This is a genomic window from Maribacter luteus, from assembly GCF_009674825.1.
GTDB classification, from domain to species: domain Bacteria; phylum Bacteroidota; class Bacteroidia; order Flavobacteriales; family Flavobacteriaceae; genus Maribacter_A; species Maribacter_A luteus.
Window position 1 is genome coordinate 101,638 of record NZ_WKJH01000002.1, and the last position, 23,816, is coordinate 125,453.

The following is a 23,816-nucleotide window of genomic DNA, read 5'->3' on the forward strand; positions in this document are numbered from 1 at the left end:
CTACAAATAACTTTTTATTTCACCCAAATCATGAATCATTTGACAAATTTCGTGGTCTGGCTCGTTATGTGCGTTAAAGTGTAAGGTTTGGAGCCCTACCGCCTTGGCCCCAAGGATATCGGCCTCTAAACTATCACCGATCATCACGGCCTTTTCTGAGGTGGTTTTTGCCTTTTCCAATGCCAGTTCAAAAATCAATGGATTCGGTTTTTTAACTCCGGCCATTTCCGAGTTCACTACCTGATCGAAAAAATCACGGATATGGGCGTTCTTCAGCTTCCTTTCCTGTACTTCATGAAACCCGTTCGTAATAATATGCAATTTGTATTTTGGCTTCAAATACTCGAGCACCTCGATCGCATTGGGAAAAAGATGGTTGAAAGTCGAGAGGTTTTCTATATAATCTATTGCCAGTTGATCGATCGTATCATCTGACACCCCATATTTCAATTTATCGAATACTTTTTTCAATCGTTGGTATCGCAATTCTGATTTGGTGACTTTTTCATCCCTATAGAGTTTCCAATAAGCAAGGTTTATGGGGATATATATCTCAAGAAAGTCATTAAGGTCAACATCGACCTGATTGGCTTTCAAGATTCGCTCAAAAGTAAGTGCCGAATTCTTTTCAAAGTCCCACAGGGTATGATCCAAGTCAAAAAAAACATCTGAAACCTTTTCGTTATACATGGTAGTTCTTTATTATTTCCTCATAGGTTTCTTTCCAATCTATATGGTGTTCATCACCTAAAATCTCGTTAGAAAATACCGTAATCAATGCTCCATTTACTTTTTTCACTTCTTGGTACAATGCCTTTACCTTCTCTAAAATACTATGTAAAGACGCTTCATCCTGAAGGGCGTAATCCTGAAATGCAAAAGAATGTACCCTAATAGGCTGTTGTAATTCCATATTGATATCATACAGATAAAAAGGAAATGAAGTACCGGCCCTAAAGCCTATTTCATGGGTATATCCCATGGTAAAATCGTCAGTGAACTCAGCATCGACCAAATTTCTATAGGTCTGTGGCACATCTACCCTATTATATCGCATCCTCACATAATCAACCTGCCTATTGATTACGTTCGAAAGGTCCTTTTTCTCTTTCCTCAATAATTCAACATCATTGAACGAACTATAGCTTGCAGCCAACGAAACCTTACAATAATCGGCTATTGATTTTATCAAAAAGCGAAAATTGTTATTATTGGGGGAAACGTTCTTGTCATAGGTGGAATATGAAGCGAACTGAAAAAAGAACTTACAGTTAAGATCGTATTCCTTTCTTTTTTGAATAAGGAAATCAAAATTATCATAAGGATCTTTCTTAGGATTGAACCAGACCACGACCCTTTCATATAAACGTTTTAGCCTAAAATTGGCCAAATCGAGTAAAAAACCTGCAAGACTGCGGGTAAATCCACGGTGCGCATAGCAATGGGAAGTGGTAACATCGATGATCGAAGTGTATTTATAGGTTGGTTTTTTGACTTCCATATCAGGAAAACGCTCGAGTAACCTATCCAATAATTTATTCGCCCAAATATCTACAACAGGAAGGGTAAGGAAATTATTTTGGTACGCTAAACTATCCTTTGGGGAAAACCTACCATGCATATCCTTTACATGGGGCAAGTACTCCTCATACCTTGACAGCAAATAGAAACTGGCAGAAAATATGTCGAAAGGCAGGGCACTGTTCTCACCCGTAGAAAAAAAACAGGGAACACCTTCCCAATCGGAAACATTGATTTGGATATCATTGATACCTTGTTCAAAAAGAAGATCGTTGCTCCTCACAAAGAACTCGTTTTGCAAAGGTTGTTTGGTATAGGTGATCTTAGCCCCTGAATGCTTGATAAAGTCTTCGACCTTTGTGGTATAGGATACCTTTATCCCAAGTATCCTGGTAAATACCTGGCGCATAACGTAACTAAACCGTGGTGTAATTTTATGCGTATAGATCAGTAACATTTATGTCCTAAGTATTTATAAAATAGATTGATCGGCAAAACTAAAGTAATCCTTTTGGGTAATGATCAAATGGTCCAATATTTTTATATCCAAGGCCAAGGCGGCATTCTTAAGTTTTTGTGTCAATTGTTTATCGGCATTACTCGGTTTTAACCCCCCAGATGGGTGGTTATGTGCCAAAATAAGTCCGACAGCCCCTAACTCCAATGCCTGTTTCATGACCAAGCGAACATCTACCAATGTTCCCGTAATACCCCCTTTGCTCAATTGTGCCATGTGAATTACTTTATTGGAATTGTTCAGGTACACGATCCAAAATTCCTCATGGGGCAATTCGCCCAAATGGGGTTGTAAAAGTTCAAAAGCATCCTTACTACTGGATATTTTTGTGATTTTCTGGGCATCTTCCCCTCTTCGTCTTCGGCCTATTTCCAAAGCGGCGGCAATGGTAACGGCTTTAGCTTCCCCAATTCCCTTGAATTGCATCAACTGTTTAATGGAGAGTTTCCCCAATTCATTAAGGTTATTGTTCACAGAAGCCAATATTCGTTTTGAAAGCTCAACTGCACTTTCATCCCTACTACCCGACCCGATCAAAATAGCGATCAGTTCAGCATCGGATAAAACGGATTTACCCTTTTGAACCAATTTTTCCCTTGGCTTATCATCATCTGACCAGTGCTTTATGGAAAAGGAAGTTGGCTTGTCTTGCATTTGTTAAAGATAGTCAACAAATAATTTCGATACGAAAATACCTGTAAAAAGATATTTAATGACCTTGAACCAATGCTTTTACCGATGAGAGATCCAGCCCACCATAATTACCCGAACTCATCAATAATAAAACGGAATTATCATAATCCTGACCAAACACGAAATCTTTAAAGGCCTCGGATTCGGTGAAGATTTTTAAATCATCCCGATCAAAAGCTTCTGAAATTTGTTCCGGAGTAACTTCTTTCAGTTTTTTGATCTTTACCGATTCCGGTAAAAAGAAAACAACCGCTTCATCGGCAGCATCCAACGCTCCTTTATATTCCTTTAGAAAACCGGCATTGAAGCTACTATAGGTATGCAGTTCCAGACAAGCGATTACCTTTCTATCCGGATACTGCTCCTTTACCGCATTGGTAGTGGCCATCACCTTACTAGGTGAGTGTGCAAAATCCTTATACACAACCGCTGTATTTGATTCGGCAATTTTTTCCAAACGTTTAGATGCCCCTGAAAACGTACCGATGGCCTCATAAAAATCATCCTCATCGACCCCCATGTTCTGACAGATCCACTTAGCACCGGCCAAATTACTCAGGTTATGCTTCCCGAATACCTCTATAGGCATAGGACCTTCCGGTGTTTCAAGCAGTGTTTGCCCATCTTCTACGGAATACTCCGGAGTACGGTAAGGTAACTTTCTGATTGTATTTTCTGAGGCTTCGACTACCTTTTTCACTTCAGGATCCTCCTCATTATATGTAACACTTCCTCCCTTAACGATACTATCAACGAAAATCTGAAATTGTTCCACGTAGTTCTCAAAAGTAGGAAACACGTTAATATGGTCCCAAGCAATACCACTCAACAAAACGATATTAGGTTTGTAAAGATGGAATTTAGGCCTTCTGTCTATTGGTGAGGAAAGGTACTCATCCCCTTCCAAAACAATGAAATCGTTCTCCTCGGTCAAATGTACCATACGGTCAAACCCATCCAATTGGGCACCGACCATATAATCGACTTCGATACCATGATAATTCAATACATGTAAGATCATCGAGGTAATGGTCGTCTTCCCATGACTGCCCCCAATGACCACACGGGTTTTGTTCTTTGATTGCTCATATAGGAATTCAGGATAGGAATAAATGGTAACACCTAATTCCTGTGCCTTTAATAACTCAGGGTTATCCGGTTTGGCATGCATCCCAAGAATAACGGCATCCAATCCCGTATGTATTTTATCAGGAAACCAACCAAACTCCTTCGGGAGTAGATTTTTTTCGGCCAACCTGGTTTTTGAAGGTTCAAAAATGATATCATCACTTCCTGAAATGATATATCCTTTATGGTGAAGCGCTAAGGCAAGATTGTGCATGGCACTACCTCCTATGGCGATAAAATGTATTTGCATGAAAATCTAATTATGAGGCAAAGATAGGCATTGCCGTCCCGAAAAAAAACCTCAAAACCTACTCCTGTACATCTATTCAAATTACCCCCAAAACCGACCTTTTTTCGATGAAATACACAAATTTTAAAAAATCTAGCTACTGTTTTTGTAAGATTCACCCTTCATATGCATTCGTTTACAACATTTATTAGACCACACTTAATCACCGATATACATTTGTTCTTGGGTAAAATCCATTTTACCATTAACAACATAGAATGACCAATTTAAATTTTATGAGGACCATATTGCAATTAGCTTTCGTGCTTTGCATATTGCTCTTCTCAACAAAAACCATGGCACAATGCGCAGGTACCGACAACACGGTGACCATATGCACAAAAGATGCCGATGAGACCAACAAAACATTTGACCTTTTTACCCAATTAGGAGGTAGTCCCACTACCGGAGGCACATGGTCTACGAACGATCCCGCTAATTTTTATGCGTTAGACCGAAACACCGGTATCCTAAATCTTTGGGATGTTAAAAATTCTGGCCAACATGAGTTCACTTATACGAATGATTGTAGTGGAAGCGTGGAATCCGCAACCATTACGATCAATTTGGGCGGATACCCCGGGGAAGACAATATCGATGGTTCAGCAGATGCATGTGGTGACGACCCCAGAGTAAATCTACACGGTTATATTGGTGATGAAACAGAAGGTAAATTCCAAGATTTCAATGGTACGTGGGATGCCGTGACACCAGAAGCGGCCCCTTATTTATCACTCAACTTTTTCGATGCGGCATCGGCTGGTCCTGGTATATACGAATTTACGCATACCGTACCCGCTGTTGGTCCTTGTCCTAGCCGTCAGGCACGATTAATTTTAGAAGTACAAAGACCTGCCAATTCAGGTATCGGTTCAAATCTAACGGTCTGTACAACAGATGACCTATCAGGTTATACGGATTTTAATTTAAATGGCCTGCTTGAAGACGAAGATATAAACGGGACTTGGTCCGAAGGACCAAATACGGATCAATTATCCGACCTTACCGACCAAAATATAGACATACAAGCGATTAGGGATCGCCATACTTATGGCACTTTCACTTTCACTTACACCGTTTACCCTTCACATGCGGTATGCGACATTCATAGAACCCAAGTAGAAATAACGATACTGCCTACATTGATCGCAACAATGAACGCATCCAATTTCTGTTCGGGCGACACTAAATATCGAATAGATATCACCGATTATGACGATACCTTGATCGGCAATGGCACCTATTCCGTCACTTACGGATTAAGTTCCGCAAGTGGAACAAATTCGGAAACCACTGCCTTGATACTGAACAATGACAAAACCGGCTCATTTCAAATTGATGCCATTCTTGTACAGACGAACGAGACCACTACCCTTTCCATTATATCTTTAGGAGAGGATGTTTGTCCGGACATTCAGGTATCGCCCATACAGTTCATTGAAACGGACCCCATGGTAGATGTAACCGATGCTTGTGAAGCAAATTCCGTTTCAGTTATCTTGAGCGATATCTTTGACCCGTCATACAATTTGGCCAATGGCACCTATGATGTCAATTATACGATAACCGCACCAAGTGGCACTGAAACCGTGCACCAAGCGAATGCCATCGCTTTTAGTTCTGGTCGTGCGAACTTCACCGTTCCTGCTACCCAAATTCTGGAAACTGGGGAACACACTTTTAATTTTGAGGTGGAAAACGGTTTTCCATTGGATTGTGAAATAACCGATTCGGCAATGATCACGGCCATACCCGAAGCAATTGATTTGAATCTTCTGGTCGATAATTCTTGCAATGCTACCAGTATAGATGTAATGGTCAGTGCCCCTACTCTGGATGACGGTGCATATGAAGTGACCTACGAAGTAATCTCCCAAGAGACAAATACCGTACTTATTAATAACTCGATAAATTTTAATGGTGGTACCGCGGACTATGAAATTGATGTTACCACCCTTGAACAGGGCAATTATACGGTAACCGTAAAGAGCACGCAGAACGATACCACTCCATGTAGAACGGAATTTGATTTTGAGATAAGTGAAAAATTTGCCGTTGAAGGTGTGCCGGCCTTACCTGAAGCCGAAGCTGTACAAACATTTTGTTTGGCCGAATATTCACCAGGATTACCAACCCTACAGGATATCATAGTAAGCGCCAATGGTGAAATGTTATTTTATGACACTGCTACCGATATGGATATTCTTCCGTTGGATACCGAACTTGTCGATGGTGAAGATTATTTTATATCGAACATAGACCCGAACAACAACTGTGAAGGTTCTGACAGAATTCAAGTTACCGTTAACCTTTCTGACCCGGAATCGCCCACCTTACTGGTTGGAAACCCTACTTTTTGTGGTTCTGAAAATCCGACAGTGACCGATTTGATTACCAGCGTATCCAGCAGCGGGGAAATTGTATGGTACGAATCCGCCAACGGCGGAACAGCACTGAGCAATGACACCGCCCTTACCAATGGAAAAAGTTACTATGCCGCAACAGAAATTAACGGGCTTTGCCAAAGTTCGGAGAGAATAGAGATCATACCCACTGTATATGAACTTGAAGCGGCCACTTTGGAATTTTCCACATTGCCGCTTTGCGGATTGGACGATCCTACGATTACAGATTTACGTGAAGCCGAGAGCGATTCTTCTTATACCGTGCTTTGGTATAATACACCCGAAAATGGCACTCCTTTGGACGATAGCACTTTATTGACTACAGGTACTACGTATTATGCGGAAAGCTACAATCCGGATACGGGTTGTATGAACCCTGAACGAATGGCCATTACCATTGACCTTACGAACTGTGAACCCGAGGATTACGGTTTTTTCATCCCTGACGGATTTTCACCAAACGGAGATGGCCGCAATGATACTTTTTTCGTACCAAACATCGAAGTCATCTTTCCCGAATTCACCTTGGAAATACTAAACCGCTATGGCACATCCTTGTTCAAAGGAGATAGGAACAAACCCGCTTGGAACGGGAAAAACGGAAACAACACCGCCCCGAACGGCGTGTATTTCTACATTATTGACTATAACAAAGAAGGTCACACCCCAGTTCAGGGCAGATTGTACCTCAACCGCTAAACCATGAAAAAAATACACCATTATTTTATTTTCCTGATATTAGTGTGTGCCATGGGCTATGGGCAACAAGACCCTCAATACACACAGTACATGTACAACATGAGCGTTGTAAACCCAGCCTATACCACCAATGAAGTGGGTATGCTCAATTTAGGTGCACTATACCGATCACAATGGAAAAATGCCGTGGGCAGTCCCAAAACACTTACATTTTTCGCACATGCCCCTATGAACGATAAAATTGAAATGGGCCTTTCTTTCATTACTGACGATATCGGTGATGGTGCCCTAAAGGAAAACAACATCTATGCTGATTTTGCTTATATATTGAAATTGGATGAAAAAAGTAATCTCTCATTGGGCCTTAAAGGTGGTATTACCACTTTTGAGACCAATTTCAACGGTTTTATGCTTCCTGAATTTCAGGATGACCCCGCTTTCAATGAAAACATGAACAGCACTTTCCCGAATATTGGTATCGGTGCTTTTTACCATCGTGAGCATTTTTATGCAGGAATCTCCGCCCCCAACCTGCTAACCACAAAACATCTAGAGAACAAAAACGGCATTAATCGTATTGGTTCAGAGAACATCCATGTTTTTATGACCTCTGGTTATGTTTATGAATTGAATACGGACGTGAAAATAAAAACTTCGGTACTCGCTAAAATGGTACAAGGTTCTCCATTGACTTTCGATGTTTCACTCAACGCTCTTTTCTTGGACCGTTTTGAAGGCGGATTATCCTATCGTTTGGAAGATTCGGTAAGTGCCATGTTCAATATTGCGGCCACACCGGGATTACGAATAGGCTATGCTTATGATTACACACTATCGAACCTGAGTACGTACAGTTCCGGTTCCCACGAAATATTTGTTCTTTTTAACCTCGATTTACTTGGCCTAGGCAAAGGATACGACAAATCACCAAGATTCTACTAAACATGAAAAAAACACTCTTCATATTGTTTATTCTGGGTCTTACGGTGCAAACCTATGGCCAACAAGAACTTAAACGGGCAAACACTTATTTTGAACGCGCTTATTATAGCGATGCCATTCCACTTTATGAGCAATTGCTCCCGAGAAACAAAAGCTCAAAACTCATAAAAAACCTGGCGGATTGTTATTACCATACGTTCAACATGAAGGCAGCGGCCCGATGGTACGGCTATCTAACTTCCAATTATGGTGAGAGTATTGATGAAAGCTATTATTTTAAACTGAACCAATCCCTCAAGGCAATAGGTGAATACGAAAAAGCAAACAATACGCTCATCGATTTTTATACGGTAAAAGGTAAGCCTGACAAGGTTCTTACTTCGCAGGAAGACTTCAACTATATTGAAAACGTACGTGCCATCGGGGAACGATTCAACATAGAAAATCTCAACATAAATACGTCTACATCGGAATTCGGTGCGGCACGCATAGATGCCAACTTGGTGTATAGTGCATCCCGAAAACACGCAATAGGTCTACCGAAATTATATCGCTGGAACAACGAAAAATACCTTGATATTTACAGTCATCCCATAGACAAACTAACCATGGGGGATAGTCTTAGCGTTTCATTGAGCAGTACCATCAATTCAAAATTGCACGAGGGTACCTATGCGATTACCAAAGACCGTAAAACAATCTATTTTACCAGAAACAGCAAGCAAAAAACCGAGGACGATAAGATAAGCAACCTTAAGATCTATCGTGCGGAATTTATTGAGGGGGCTTGGAAAAATGTTACCCCTTTACCTTTTAACGGTGATGATTTCTCCACGGAACACCCTGCTTTGAGTCCTGACGGAACAAAACTCTATTTCGCATCGGATCGTAAAGGAGGTTTCGGGTCTTTTGATCTTTATGTCGTAAGTATTCAAAAGGATGGTTTCTTCGGAACCCCGCAAAATCTAGGTAAGAAAATCAATACCGATAAAAAAGAGCAATTCCCATTTATTGATGAAAACGGCAATCTATATTTTGCCTCTAACGGCCACCCAGGTTTTGGATTGTTGGATGTTTTCTTATCTAAATCCAAAAATGGAAACTTTAAGAAACCCGATAACCTAGGATTACCGGTGAATAGCGGTTATGATGATTTTTCATTGTCACTGGATCCTAATTCGAATACCGGATATTTCTCATCTAATCGCCCCGGTGGAAAAGGTAGTGATGACATTTATTCCTTCTCGGAAACCAAACCGCTCATCATCGAAGATTGCAAACAGTTCATTGCCGGAATCATTACCGACAAAACAACAAAAATTCCATTAGCCAATGCAACCATAGAACTTAAGGATGCTGATGGAAATCTAATTGAAAAGATAACTACCACTACTAATGCTTCTTTCAAATTCGAAGTATCGTGTACCTCTGAATATCAATTAAAAGCTTTTAAGGAAGGTTATGAAGACAATTCAAAGACTATTATCACCGATACCGAAAGGGATGCGACAAAAGACGGCTCATTAGCGCTCTATTCCATTCAAAAACGGGAAGCCCAAAAAGAGGCGGCGGAAAAAGAGGCATTGACAGAGAAAAAAAGACTGGAAGAACAAGAGAAAGTCGCCGAATTGGCACGCCTTCAAAAAGAGAAAGAAAATACCATTAAACAAAAGGCCGAACAAGCACAAAAGGAGCGTGAGCGCCTCAAAAAGATTGATGCCATAATTGCCAAAGAAGATGCCATTGTTAAGGATAAAGAACGGATTGTCATCAAAACAGAAGAAATCCATTTCGATTATAGCCTTTGGTATTTACGGCGCGAATCGCGGGAGCGATTGGCGAAAGTCATTACCATAATGAAACAAAACCCTGGCATGGTCATAGAAATAGGCACACATACCGATATTCGAGGCAATGCGGAATACAATCGTGATCTTTCGCAGAAACGGGCCGACTCTGCCAAGGAATTCATGGTCAAAAACGGAATTGCGAAAGAACGTGTCATCGCAAAAGGATATGGGGAATCACAACCTATCGTAAAATGTGAAACCGAGGAAAGCTGTTCTGAAGAAGATCATGAATGGAACAGAAGGTGTGAACTCATAGTGGTCAAATGGGAATAACGCATCCCAATTGCCGAGTCCTGGAATAAAACAATAAGATAACATTCACCCCGGATTTTGCCCCAAGTCATATATGGCTTGGGGCTTTTTTATTTCTTTCGGTATTCTTTATATCTTCGTTAGTGAATAAATACAAATAAACCTCACAGAAAATTGTCTAGACTAAGAATTGGATTTAGAAGCGTTTTTAAGAAAAAATATGAAATTGAACTGTTTGACTTTCTACTTGAGAATACAGATGAATTCAACATACCATTTACTGGTCTTGATTTATGGAATAGTAAAAAATCGGATATAAAAGTTCTTCAAGTTGAAAAACGAATTGAGTATTTTCATTTTATGTACATTCCGATTTTTCCAATTGGAAAGATATGGACATTAAGAAAAAAGGACGGAAAACTATATGATATCAACTCTGTTAAATACAAAATAGAAAGTAGAATTAAAAAAACCAATTACCCAATTTATACTTTTTCCTTTCCAATTTTAATCTTTCTTTCGATTTCCACCTATTTATTAATTACCTATGGTAAATTCTATTACAGAGATTATAAAAGCAAAAAATCCAAACAAGAAAAAATATTAGTTCTTAAGGAAAAATTGAATAAATTGAATCCTCCTTTTTATCTTATTATCAACCAGAACAAAAGTCCTTCAAAGTCCTTTAGACGAGTTGACTCAATAGTAGATGAAGTGTACTATTTAAGTAAATTACCAAAAAAATTAGACACATTTACGACTAGTACATTAGACAATGTTTTCTATAGTACGTTTGCTCAAAATAAATTAGTTCGGTCAAAAATATCAAAGAACAATTTAGATACATTAATATCAAATATAAATGAATTTAGAGCTAAACGGTTGGTAAATATCTTGACAAAAGATGAACTAGAAGCACCAAAACTTGAAATTGATTTCCATATTCACGGACTTAGCATCATCAATAATGGAAAACCTATAACCTTCGAAGGCTATATTGAAAATAATAATTTAAACAACCAATGGGTATTTCCTAAAGACAGTCTTTTACTAACCGGAAAAAGAATAGACGCTAGTTATATCGCTAAAAAAAATGGAGATACTTCTAATTTAACACTATTATTTACTGACAGCCAGAAATCATATAAATATCAAGTAATAGGCACATATATTAATTCACAAGGAACTATTGCATTTATTGACAAATCAATTAAAAAATTGAATTAACTGTTTACAGCAATACGTAAACTTAATGAAGACTCTAGCGCAAAATCGAAAGGCAAGTGAATATGAATTAATCTACTAATACTTTTAGATTTAGCCTTTAAAGTAGAAAAGAAAAATCAATATGAACCTATCCAATATCCCTTCCAAAGAAATAATGCCCGGTTACCATGGTAAATTGGTGCACTCCGAAAACATGTCCATCGCCTTTTGGGAAGTGGAAAAAGATGCGGAAGTACCCGAGCATTCCCATATGAACGAACAGATCATGCATGTTATCGAGGGTACCTTTGAATTTACTTTAGATGGAGTTACCGATGTGTATATTCCAGGAGATTTGGTAATCATTGCCCCGAATGTACCCCATAGCGGCAAGGCATTGACACCTTGTAAACTAATGGATGTTTTTAGCCCCACACGAGAAGAATATAAAATTTGAAAATTAACTTATGAATAGATTTTTATTTTCCTTATTTTCTTTCTGTTTATTATTGTCCTGTAAACAAGAAATTTCTAAAACAATAAACTATCCTAAGATAGATAACAGTAGAACAGATGTTGAAGAATTCGGTATCAAATATAATAACGACTACTCCAATTTAGAAGACATCAAAAAAGAGGTTAACCAAAATTGGTTCCTGAAACAAGACAGTCTTACGGCCGATTATTATAAATCTGTGGATAGAGAGAGCGCCTTCAATTATTTTAGCGATCTATATGTAGGGGATGATTACAATCGTTACTGGTACGAAGCATACAAAGAGCATAATTTTTATTGGTTGGACAACGATAGCACACAGGTGCTATTTAAAAGTGATTCTTCAGGTAAGGGTGAAATACCGGTTTTTTCCACCTCAATGGACAATACCGTCCATTTTTATTCCCCCCACCCCGACGGTTCAAAATTCATACTTTTCATCAGTGATGAAAAGGGGGATTTTTTAAAGGTGATCTCCACCGAAAGCGGCGATACATTATTCCAAACGGACAAGGACATGAACATGCAGCAGGCCTCTTGGGCCGTATGGGCCTCGACGGACCATATCGTATATACCGGATGGCCGCACACTGAAGATACACGGAATTCCTATATAGCCATGGCCGATATCCGTACCGGGGCCATAAAGGTCATATTCGACGGGGGTCAGGTCAAAGATTATGATCCCGAGGATTTTTTACGCCCGGACATATCCGTCGGATCGAACAAACTACAGGCGTTCGTCATTACCGCAAGCGAACATTTTACGGGATATAGCGCGGATATTTCCAATATAGAATCGGATTATACCTGGGAATATATATATGGCCAAAAAGACAGCATATTATATTGGCCAAAACAAAGGGGTGACAATATGTATTTCCTTAGATATAAGGGAGGAAAAAAAACATTGGTGAGATCAACATTGGAATCAATGGGCGACCCCACCAAGGACGTGGTTCTATTCAAACCGGAAAAAGAAGAGATGACCATTACCGATTATGCGGTTTCCGAAAAAAATGTTTATGCCATTACTTCGAAAAACGGGTCGGATGAGACTTTATATTATGTAGATAACCAAGGGAAATCTGAAATAATAGAACTGGATTACCCTATTTCCGATATTCAATTTTACCATACATCCACCACGTCAAATGAAATAACAATAATTAAGAACGATTGGAAATACGACCTTTCCTTTTTAAGTATCAACGATTCATTGGAGATAAAGCCCCTTGATAACCTAACCAGGCAAACCCCTGAATCCTTTAACGATATCATTACGGAGATCATAGAGGTAGAATCCCATGACGGTACTATGGTCCCGATGACCATAGTCAGAAACAGGGGGAAAAAACAGGACAGCAAAGGTAAGGGGGTCGTTTATGCCTATGGGGCTTATGGTTTCTCAGTGGAACCTTTTTACGAAATGCCCCTTTTGGATTTCGTTTCCAAGGGAAACGTTTTCGCTGTTGCCCATGTAAGGGGCGGGGCGGAAAAAGGACTGAAATGGTATAAAGACGGAATCAAGGAAAAAAAATCCAATTCTTGGAAGGATCTCTTGTGGTGCTCCCAATATTTAAAGGACCAAGGTTATGTCGACAAAGACAGATTGGGGGTGTGGTGTTCCAGTGCCGGGGGCATTACCGCGGGAATGGCAGTTAACGAAAACCCTGATATGTTCAAGGCCTTTGTCGGGGCAGTTCCCACTTTAAACCCCTTGAGATTGGCGTATCAAAAAAACTATGATGCCAGTGACCACGATTATGATTTCGGTGACATGAAAACCATTGAGGGATTCAAATCACTCATGGCGCTTGACCCTGTAATTAATTTTAAAAAGAACACAGTTTACCCAAGTACGTTGATGATGTCAGGAGCATTGGACGAACAAATTCCTCTGTACGATACGGCCAAGTATATTGCATTGTTGCAGAATTACTACCCCGATCCAAAACGTACCTATCTCTTGGATGTTTACGAGGACGAAGGGCACTATATTCCACTAGAAACTTTTTCGGCAATGCTCTTTTTCAACAATGAATTATAAATTTTAAATATCCAATACTCCTGCAGTAGAGCTTTTAAAAATATTCAATCTAACTTATACTTATATTCAATAAATTAATTGCTTATATGAACATTTCACTAATAGGTAAAAACGCATTGGTCGGCGGCAGTAGCCGAGGAATAGGAAAGGCCATTGCAGAACAATTGGCCAATAGCGGTGCCCGTGTAACACTAATGGCAAGGACCGAGGAAAAATTGAAGGATATCATTGCTTCATTGCCCACCCATAACGGCCAACACCATGATTATCTAGTGGTAGACTTCAATGATCTTGAAGCATATAAAACCACTATTACACGTTATTTTCAAAACAATACCATTGATATTTTGGTCAATAATACACAAGGACCCAAAGCCGGTGGGGCAATGGACGTGCATATAGATGATTACCAAACAGCGTTCGACCTGCTTTTCAAAAGTGTCGTTTTTACAACGGAATTGGCCTTGGAGCATATGATCAAGAACCGATGGGGCCGTATCATCAATGTAGCTTCGGTTTCGGTTAAGGAACCCCTAAGTTATTTGGCCCTATCAAATTCCATTAGGGCGGCATTGGTTACATGGGCCAAAACCTTGGCTTCGGATGTAGGCCCATATCAAATTACCGTGAACAGCGTTCTTACGGGTTATTTTGATACCGAACGCATAGCCCAATTAAACGCTAAAAAAGCGGAACAGCTAGGTATTCCCGAGAATGAAGTCCTTGCTGAAATGGAAGCCAGAGTACCGGTCAGGAGAATCGGGGACCCAAAGGAATATGGATTCCTTGCCACCTTCTTAGCTTCAGATCAAGCCGCATATATAACAGGTACCCAAATCCCGATTGATGGGGGACTATTGAAAAGTCTATAGACATTGGCCAAACTATGGTAGGTGATTCCTATTCCCTAACGTAATAGTATCATTCCCTCATTTATCATTTTGATTGGCATTGATTTTGCTCAGTTTTGTTCTGTAATTTTATACTTATGAAAAATCTCATTGTAGTATTAACGGTAATCTTGTTTTCACAAATGACGCACTCCCAAAAAAATAATGAATCGTACGATGTGTTATGGGGGGATGTTGCCCAATTCGAAAAGGAAGATTTAACCAAATCTGCCTTGGAAGTCGTACGGAAAATATCGAAAAAGGCGAAAAAAGAAAACAATTCCGGTCAAATCATAAAGTCACTCTTATATACCTCCAAATACGCACTTACACTCGAGGAAGATGCCCAATTGACAATTATCAATGATTTCAAACAGGAAATATCGAAGGCGGAATCCCCCACCAAAAATGTTTTGGAAAGCTATTTGGCCAATCTATATTGGCAATATTTTCAACAAAACAGGTATCAATTTTACAATAGGACCAAGACTGAAACCAAAATAGATTCGGTGGATTATAGAACGTGGGATGTTACGACTCTTTTTCAAGAGATAAAACATCACTTCGGTAATTCCCTGACTAATCCCAAGGCCTTACAAGAGATTGGAGTCGAAAGTTTTAAAGAGATCATAAACGACCAAAAAGGTTCGGAAACCTATCGCCCTACACTATTTGATATTCTGGCCCATACGGCGTTGGAATTTTATAAGACACAAGAAACGAACATCACCCGACCTGCGTACAAATTTGAAATCAGTGATCCTTCCCTTTTATGTGAGGCCCATGAATTTATAAAAGTAAAGGTAAACACAGAGGACAAAACCTCCCTACAGGCAAAAGCGCTTGAAGTATACCAGAAATTAATTGGTTTTCACCTCAGCAATAACAATCTAATGGCAATGGTCGATGTAGATATTGAACGCCTTAAATATGTACATCAAAATGCGATTTTCCCAGATAAAGAATTACACTATCTGGAAGTTTTACAGAATTCTTCCTCCGGAATCGCCAACGTTAAGGTTGCAAATCTTTACCAATATGAAGTCGCTTATTTGTACCAACAATGGGGAAGAACGTACCAAGCCAAAACCAACAATGAACATCAATGGAAATTGAAAGAGGCCGTTGCCATATGCGATGACATCATAAAGGAATCCCCAAAAGGCAAAGCAGCCGATAAAGCCAAGGACCTTAAGTCCAACATTCTTGAAACCAACCTACAACTAACGGCGGAACGTTTTATCCCCATTAACCGACCAGCCCGGATATTGGTCAATTACAAAAACATTAAAGGGTTAAAACTTTCTGCCTATACGATTACCGGCTCAGATCTGGAAAAACTGAATTCATTGTACCCAGAACCCAAGAAACTTGACTTCATCAAAAAATTGAAATTGGTGAAATCATGGGATACTGATTTAAAAAACGAGGGCGATTATCAAAACCATAGTACTGAGGTTCTTATCCCTGAGCTGAACAACGGCATTTACGTTGTCCTGGCAACACCAAAAGATGAAAGTACTTCATTTGCCTATTCCGATATTCAGGTTACCGATTTGGCCTTGGTCGAGACCCGCTCCACATCCGAACATCGTTTTCAAGTTATCGACAGGAACAATGGCCAACCCAAAAAACAGGTAAAAGTAAAGTTTTCTTATCGAGAAAATTACGACGGAAAAACCTTGACAAAATCCTTCGTCACCGATGATCAGGGCCAAGTGAAAATTGCGTTACCCAATAAACAATGGACCCGCATTCATACCACGATAACCTCAGGGGATGATACAGCGTATTTTGGGGAGTATTTTATCAATCAAAAAAGAAATACAAGCAACAAGTCGAATATAAATTACAATGCCTTTTTATTTACCGATAGAAGCATCTATAGACCGGGGCAACCCTTATTTTATAAGGCTATTGCCATTTCCGGACAAAATGGTGAATCCAAAATACAACCGAATACAACAATAACGGTTGCATTGCGTGACGCCAATTACCAAGAGATAAGCTTACAAGAATCAACGACCAATGAATTTGGTTCATTTACGGGGGAATTCATCCTACCCAATAACGGACTCACTGGTAATTATTCTCTGCAAGTACGTTCAAAGGCCATTAATATAAATGGAGCTGTGAATTTCTCTGTGGAAGAGTACAAACGCCCAAAATTCGAAACGTCTTTTAACCCAATAACCACATCGGTAAAAGTCAATGATAGCGTAGTGGTTTCAGGGAAGGCCATGGCCTATGCCGGAAGCGCTATAACCGACGCCAAAGTAACCTATAGGGTAAAACGTATCGTGAATTTCCCGAGATGGTATTATTGGTTCCGACCTTATTTCAATAGCTCTCCCCAAGAAATAACCCATGGAGAAACGACTACTGATGCTTCCGGGAACTATGAAGTTAAATTTATGGCCATTCCCGACAAATCGGCCGATAGGGAAAGTATGCCCGTTTTCAATTATGAAATAAGCGCAGACGTTACCGATATTAACGGGGAAACACATAGTGCTACGACCACTGTCCGCGTAGGGTACCATACGTTAACCGCTAACATCGTGGTTGGCGAAACCATGGATAAGGATAAAAAAGACCATACAATTACCGTATACACCCATAACCTTAACGGTCAATCCGTACCTGCAAAGGGGACCCTGAAAATATACAAGCTAAAATCCCCTGCCCACGTATTGCGAAATAGGCCTTGGGAAGCCCCGGATTATGCCGGTTTCACCGAAGAGGAATTTAGAAGGCTTTATCCGCATGATGCTTATACAAACGAAAATGACCAGACCCAATGGAAAAACGGGCAATTGGTAATGGGAAAATCTTTCGATACAGGTTCTTCCAATGAAATAAACCTTGGCAGCATTAAAAAATGGATTTCGGGGAAATACCGAATAACCCTTGAAACCAAGGATAAATTTGGACAAACGGTAAAAGACCTTACCCATACGACCCTTTTCAGTGAAAAGGACAAAACACTGGCAGACCATCAACTTTTCAGGATCAATACCAATAAGGATCAATACGTAATCGGGGAAACAGCTACCATAACGCTATCATCAAGTGCGGAAAATTTGGCGGTAACATTGGCAATAGAGAAAGACCGAAAGATTATCGACACCCGAATAATTCGCCTCAACAACAATTCAAAAACCATTAAAATCCCAGTTGAGCATGGCGATTTAGGCGGATTTTCAATTAACTATGGTTTTTCAGCCTACAACTCCTTTATTTCGAACACCCTGCCCATTACGGTTCCTTATCCCAAAACCGATTTGGAAATAGAAACCTTGACCTTTAGGAACAAGATAAAACCAGGAACCGATGAAACATGGAGTTTTAAAATAAAAGGACCCGAAGGAGAAAAGGTATCTGCCGAAGTTCTGGCCAGTATGTACGATGCCTCTTTGGATACTTTTAGAAGCCACTACTGGAGTTTTTATCCCATACATAAGCCCTACTATTATTCTAACTATAACAGTAATGCATACCAAAGTTTTGGGAATGCCTCATTTTTGGTCCACAACGACCAATCCCATGAAAATTGGTATACCCCCCAACACTATGACTCCTTTAATTGGTTTGGTCTGCATTTTGGGTATAACTATGGTATGTACCTTCGAAAAAAGGTTATGAGAAGTGCCGCTCCCATGATGGCAATGGACATGGCCGAAGGGGAAGCTTTGAATGAGGAAATTGTGGCTGAATCCGATCTAGCCGGTTATGCTGCAGGTATTGAAGAAATAAACGCACCTGAAGCAAAAAGCAAGGAAAAAGAAAAGGAAGATGTCCAAGTACGAACAAACCTGCAGGAAACGGCATTTTTCTTTCCCCAATTGCAAACCGACGAGGAGGGCAATGTATCATTCAGCTTTACCACACCCGAAGCTTTGACCCAATGGAAATTACAACTCTTGGCCCATACCAAGTCCTTACAAAGTGCGATGAGCACCTTGAAGACCGTTACTCAAAAGGAATTAATGGTTACACCCAATGTGCCCCGTTTTCTTCGTGAAGGGGACAAGATTACCATAAGTACCAAAATCGCCAATCTTACTGAGAGCAAATTGGAGGGACAGGCATTTATAGAACTGATCGATGCCATTTCCGGAAAAGAAATTTCTACAGAACTTTTACTTTCCGACTCAAAAACAGGAACAAAACAGGTTTCTTTTTCGGTGGATTCACTGGGGAACACCCAAGTTTCTTGGCAGCTTAAGATTCCTGCAGACCTGCAGGCCCTACAATTTAAAATCATTGCAAAAGCCGGTGATTTCAGTGATGGAGAACAAAATATGCTCCCGGTTTTGACCAACCGTATGCTCGTAACCGAAACCTTACCCATGTGGGTTCGAAGCAACCAAACCAAGACTTTTACTTTGGATAAATTGAAAGACAATACCTCAACTACGCTCAAAAACCATAAACTTACCTTAGAAATAACCTCTAACCCTGCATGGTATGCCGTTCAGGCACTCCCCTACCTTATGGAGTACCCTTATGATTGCAACGAACAGGTTTTTTCAAGATATTACGCGAACTCATTGGCCAGTCATATCGCAAATAGTTCACCACGTATTCGTGAGGTTTTTGACCAATGGGCCAATTCAGATGCGTTATTGGGTAATTTGGAAAAGAACCAAGAATTGAAGGCACTCTTGATTCAGGAAACTCCCTGGCTACGGGATGCCCAATCGGAAACCGAACAGAAAAAACGCATTGCCCTATTGTTCAATATGAACAAGATGAAAGAAGAACAAGCCAATGCCTTGAACAAACTCCGACAAAACCAAATGTCCAATGGGGCATGGGCATGGTTTAAAGGTGGAAGGGAAAACCGTTTTATAACACAACATATCATTACAGGTCTTGGTCATTTAAAAAGGCTTTCGGTAGTAACCAATGAAGACAAAAAGCAGCACGAAATGGTTATTAAGGCCGTTCGCTATTTAGATAATGAGTTCCTTGAGGAATATGAACAAATGAAAAAATATGCGACCGATATCAATGATGATCACTTGAGCTATACACAATTGCATTATCTGTACATGCGAAGTTTCTTCGATGATATCAAAACCTCCAAAAAGGTTGCGAATATCATGGAATATTACAATGGTCAGGCCAAAAAGTATTGGACCAAAAGAAGTCTATATGCCAAAGGGATATTGGCTTTGGTGTTACACAGGAACAATGAACGATCAACTGCTGCCAAAATTCTACGTTCCCTGAAGGAAAACAGTATAAATTCAGAGGAAATGGGTATGTACTGGAAAGAAAATACTGGATCTTGGTATTGGCACCAAGCCCCAATTGAGACCCAGGCATTACTGATTGAAGCATTTTCGGAAATCGAAAATGACATTACCACCATCGACAATCTTAAAATATGGTTATTGAAGAACAAACAGACCAATCAATGGAAAACCACCAAAGCAACGACCGATGCAGTTTACTCCCTATTACTCCAAGGTAGTGATTGGCTCCCGGTCACAGATGCCGTGGATGTTTTGGTCGGTGGTAAAAAAATAGAACCTTCAAAAATGGAAAATGTACGTGTTGAAGCCGGTACAGGTTATTACAAAACATCCTGGGCCAACAATGAAATCACCTCAGATTTAGGAAGCGTACAACTTACCAAAAAAGGGAAGGGTATTGCTTGGGGCGCACTTTACTGGCAGTATTTTGAGGACTTGGATAAAATAACATCGGCCAAAACCCCTTTACAACTAAAAAAGAAATTGTTTTTAAGGAACCATACCGATACCGGTGAGGAAATTTCAGAAATAACCCCTAAAACAGCTTTAAAGGTAGGGGATCTTGTACGGGTACGTATAGAGCTGCGCTCTGACCGGAATATGGAATTCGTTCATATGAAAGATATGCGAGCAGCCGGTCTGGAACCTACAAATGTACTTTCCCGATATAAATGGCAAGATGGACTCGGCTATTATGAAAGCACGAAAGATGCAAGTACCAATTTCTTTTTCGACTATTTACCAAAAGGTGTTTATGTATTCGAATATGATCTTAGGGTGAACAATGCCGGTAACTTCAGTAATGGGATTACGACCATCCAAAGCATGTATGCCCCTGAGTTCAGTAGCCATTCGGAAGGGATTCGTATTGAGGTGGACAATTAGCTATTGGCTGCTAGCTATTGGCTGTTGGCCATTAGCTTTTGGGTAATGGTTTTTGGCAGTGAACCGTTTAAAAAAATTTATAAACAGAACTTGAATTTGGACCTATAAACTCATTCGATCTTTGAAAAGATAAGATTGCCTTCGTGATACTTCCACTTCTTCACCGTTATGCATGGTCAATTTTAATTTACCGTTGAACCAAGGCACCAATTCTTGGATAAAATTGGTATTTATAATCTGCTGGCGATTTGCTCTAAAGAAGTGTTTTTCGGGAAGTTTTCCCTCTATTTGATTTAAAGATTTGTACAACATGGGCCTTTGATCTTGAAAGAATACACGGGTGTAATTACCCACAATTTCCAAATGGGAAATATCGCCGATTTTTATCAACCAACACTTTTCTCCATCCTTTATGAATATCTGACTACTTCCCGTCAATCGCTCTTCGTTAACCACCGTCTCGCTATTCGATGCTTCTAATTTAACCTTCACTTTATCAATGGCCAATTCAAAACGCTTTTCATTGATAGGTTTCAAAAGGTAATCGAGTGCATTATATTCAAAAGATTTTATCGCATACTCGTCATAAGCCGTAGTAAATACCGTAATAGGCACTTCATCAAGCATTTCCAAGAGTTCAAAACCATCTTTTTCGGGCATATTAATATCCAATAACAAAAGGTCGGGTTTTACTTCCTCGATTAATTCTACACCATCATCAACGTTCTCAGCTTCACCGACCATATCAATTTCCGGATGGTTTTTTATAAGTTCTTTTAATTCATTACGTGCTAATCTTGAATCTTCAACGATTACGGTTTTTATGCGTTTCATGACAATGGAATTTTTATGTTGGCTACGACCTCACCTTCAACCTCCTCTAAGGAAAAAGAAGCTTTATGACCATGTAAAAGGCGAAGGCGCTGTTTAATATTTTTAAGTCCTAATTGGGTGGAATCTTGAGCAATTCTCAATTTGCCCGTATTGGCTACGTTTATAAAAAGATCCTGGCCCTCTTTCTTTATCTTTAATGATATTGTACCACCTCCTTTTAAATTTGCGATACCATGTTTAGCGGCATTTTCTACCAACAACTGCACAATCATTGGTGGTATCAGCAGATTACGTGTGTCCGGATCTATATCCTCAACATACTGTAATCGATCCTCCATCTGTATTTTCGAAAGGGCAATATAGTTTTCCACCATTTCCAACTCTTCGTTCAAGGGTATGGCGTCTATCGTATTCTTTTCCTGTGCAAATTCCAACATCTCTGAAAGCTTACCGATCACATCCCTTGATCTCTCAACATCTTCCAACATTAAACCCCTGATATTATTCAGGCTATTGAACATGAAATGGGGGTTTACCTGTCCTTTTAAAGTATTTAGTTGGGCTTCTCGCAGTGTAGCGTTCAATTCTAAATTTCGTAGATTATTCTTATTCGCCTCTAAAACGAATTTTACGACAAAGTAAATCATGGTCCATCCGAAAATAGTAACCATAATATCGAAAATATTATAAAAGAACCCTGTATTTTCAGCAATCCATTCTAACTCTGATTCGGTCCTTGTCCAATATAAATCATAAATTTCAGTCGATATCGAGTCCAATGTATAGAATAACAAACTACAGCCGAGAAAGGCAATCAATAAACGGATGATACTTTTACGACCAAAAACTTCCGTATCTATATTATGCTTTAAGTAGACACGATAAATAGAGGTAACAACGACCCCTATTATTCCGCCAACAATCAAACTGTATACTTTAAGGGTCGTACTGAATTCAGAAATAATCAAAACAAAACTACTAACGGCATACCAACCTACAAACTGTAAGGACCAAAACAAAATCTCTTTTTTCGAATTATCCGTTATCATACAACTGTAGTTATTTCATTTTGAATTATTGAAGGAATCATCATTGCCCATACATGCCGCCCATTGCGCAAGCCATTTTTCAAAAGTGCATTATGGCCATACAACAACCATAATCGTTGTTCAATACTTTTCCGAATTAAATTACCTTCTTTTTCAGATATATTTTGATTTCCCCCCTCAACTTCAAAAAAAAGCATTCCGTTTTCCAAGGTAATATGCATTTCACTTGGTTTATCCCCCAACCATAGTTCTTTGCTGCATAACTCCACAAAGTTCAACAATAGCATTGGTGGTATCCCCAGATGAAGTATAGATTCATCCTTGTTGGGGTCAACAAATAAATTAAAGGGTTTATCCAGATTAGTCAAATCGATAAAAATCCGAACCATCTCAAGTTCCTCATTCAATTCTACTGTATCGACAGTATTTTTAGTTAAGGAATAACGGAGCAGTTCCGATAATTCGGTAAGCATTAGTCTAGATTTCTTTACATCGACCAACATCAACTCTTTGATACAATTTAATGTGCGGGCCATAAATTTGGCATTAACATGCCCTTTTAAGGTGTTTAATTGTGCTTTTTTCACCTCTTCCCTAAGTTTTAACCTATGTATTCTAGCGTTATTGTAATTCACAAAAGTTTTGATTCCAAAATACAAGACGGTCCAACCCAATAATATTATAAAGGGTATAACAAAGAAAATAGCCTTTGCGAATTCATTGGGTTTTTCCTTACTTATCGCTTTTGGTACCTCAAAAGCGGTAAGCAAATAACCGGAGAGCGCGGCAAAACCCATAAACAAACCGGTATAAATTAAACTAGATAGAAGCACCAGCCCGATTGTA

At 39.6% G+C, this 23,816-nt stretch carries 15 protein-coding genes; 8 read left to right on the top strand and 7 right to left on the bottom strand.

The features are described 5' to 3' along the window. Genes GJ691_RS03680 through GJ691_RS03695 form a run of 4 tightly spaced genes read right to left on the bottom strand, consistent with a single transcriptional unit; the run spans position 1 to position 4,109 of the window. A complete protein-coding gene (locus GJ691_RS03680; RefSeq protein ID WP_154363896.1) occupies positions 1–690 on the bottom strand; it encodes a YjjG family noncanonical pyrimidine nucleotidase in 690 nt (229 codons plus the stop codon). Beyond that, entirely contained in the window at positions 683–1,978 is a 1,296-nt protein-coding gene (locus GJ691_RS03685) for a polysaccharide deacetylase family protein (protein WP_179955019.1), read from the bottom strand. Before GJ691_RS03685 ends, GJ691_RS03680 begins: the two co-directional genes overlap by 8 nt. A gap of 15 nt (positions 1,979–1,993) precedes the next feature. Next, a complete protein-coding gene (gene radC, locus GJ691_RS03690) occupies positions 1,994–2,692 on the bottom strand; it encodes a RadC family protein (protein ID WP_154363898.1) in 699 nt (232 codons plus the stop codon). A 55-nt stretch (positions 2,693–2,747) separates the two neighbouring features. Then, positions 2,748–4,109, bottom strand: a complete 1,362-nt coding sequence (locus GJ691_RS03695) for a UDP-N-acetylmuramate--L-alanine ligase (RefSeq protein ID WP_154363900.1) — start codon at positions 4,107–4,109, stop codon at positions 2,748–2,750. 257 nt (positions 4,110–4,366) lie between these two features. Here GJ691_RS03695 and GJ691_RS03700 point away from each other — a divergent pair, with 257 nt between their 5' ends. From GJ691_RS03700 to GJ691_RS03735, 8 genes are all read left to right on the top strand, one after another. Next, positions 4,367–7,252, top strand: coding sequence for a T9SS type B sorting domain-containing protein (locus GJ691_RS03700; protein WP_154363902.1), 2,886 nt, complete (start codon positions 4,367–4,369; stop codon positions 7,250–7,252). A 3-nt stretch (positions 7,253–7,255) separates the two neighbouring features. Continuing rightward, positions 7,256–8,194, top strand: a complete 939-nt coding sequence (locus GJ691_RS03705; RefSeq protein ID WP_154363904.1) for a PorP/SprF family type IX secretion system membrane protein — start codon at positions 7,256–7,258, stop codon at positions 8,192–8,194. Between the two features lie 2 nt (positions 8,195–8,196). Continuing rightward, positions 8,197–10,317: an OmpA family protein gene (locus tag GJ691_RS03710; protein ID WP_154363906.1), complete on the top strand. Its 2,121-nt coding sequence runs from the start codon at positions 8,197–8,199 to the stop codon at positions 10,315–10,317. 153 nt (positions 10,318–10,470) lie between these two features. Then, positions 10,471–11,523, top strand: a complete 1,053-nt coding sequence (locus tag GJ691_RS03715; protein ID WP_154363908.1) for a hypothetical protein — start codon at positions 10,471–10,473, stop codon at positions 11,521–11,523. 121 nt (positions 11,524–11,644) lie between these two features. Then, a complete protein-coding gene (locus tag GJ691_RS03720; RefSeq protein ID WP_154363910.1) occupies positions 11,645–11,959 on the top strand; it encodes a cupin domain-containing protein in 315 nt (104 codons plus the stop codon). A gap of 10 nt (positions 11,960–11,969) precedes the next feature. Further along, entirely contained in the window at positions 11,970–14,048 is a 2,079-nt protein-coding gene (locus tag GJ691_RS03725; protein ID WP_154363912.1) for a prolyl oligopeptidase family serine peptidase, read from the top strand. Between the two features lie 86 nt (positions 14,049–14,134). After that, the gene (locus GJ691_RS03730) at positions 14,135–14,920 is read left to right on the top strand and encodes an SDR family oxidoreductase (RefSeq protein ID WP_154363914.1); all 786 of its coding nucleotides are present in this window, start codon (positions 14,135–14,137) and stop codon (positions 14,918–14,920) included. Positions 14,921–15,036: 116 nt separating this feature from the next. Then, entirely contained in the window at positions 15,037–21,087 is a 6,051-nt protein-coding gene (locus GJ691_RS03735) for an alpha-2-macroglobulin family protein (protein ID WP_179955020.1), read from the top strand. A gap of 102 nt (positions 21,088–21,189) precedes the next feature. Here GJ691_RS03735 and GJ691_RS03740 read toward each other — a convergent pair whose 3' ends face one another. The 3 genes from GJ691_RS03740 to GJ691_RS03750 are packed head-to-tail and all read right to left on the bottom strand — an operon-like array spanning position 21,190 to position 23,767. Further along, positions 21,190–21,921 (bottom strand): LytR/AlgR family response regulator transcription factor, encoded by a 732-nt coding sequence (locus tag GJ691_RS03740; RefSeq protein ID WP_154363916.1) that lies wholly within the window; start codon positions 21,919–21,921, stop codon positions 21,190–21,192. Next, a complete protein-coding gene (locus tag GJ691_RS03745) occupies positions 21,918–22,970 on the bottom strand; it encodes a sensor histidine kinase (protein ID WP_154363918.1) in 1,053 nt (350 codons plus the stop codon). Before GJ691_RS03745 ends, GJ691_RS03740 begins: the two co-directional genes overlap by 4 nt. Next, complete coding sequence (locus GJ691_RS03750; RefSeq protein ID WP_179955021.1) at positions 22,967–23,767, bottom strand: histidine kinase; 801 nt, start codon at positions 23,765–23,767, stop codon at positions 22,967–22,969. Before GJ691_RS03750 ends, GJ691_RS03745 begins: the two co-directional genes overlap by 4 nt. Between the last annotated feature and the right edge of the window lie 49 nt (positions 23,768–23,816).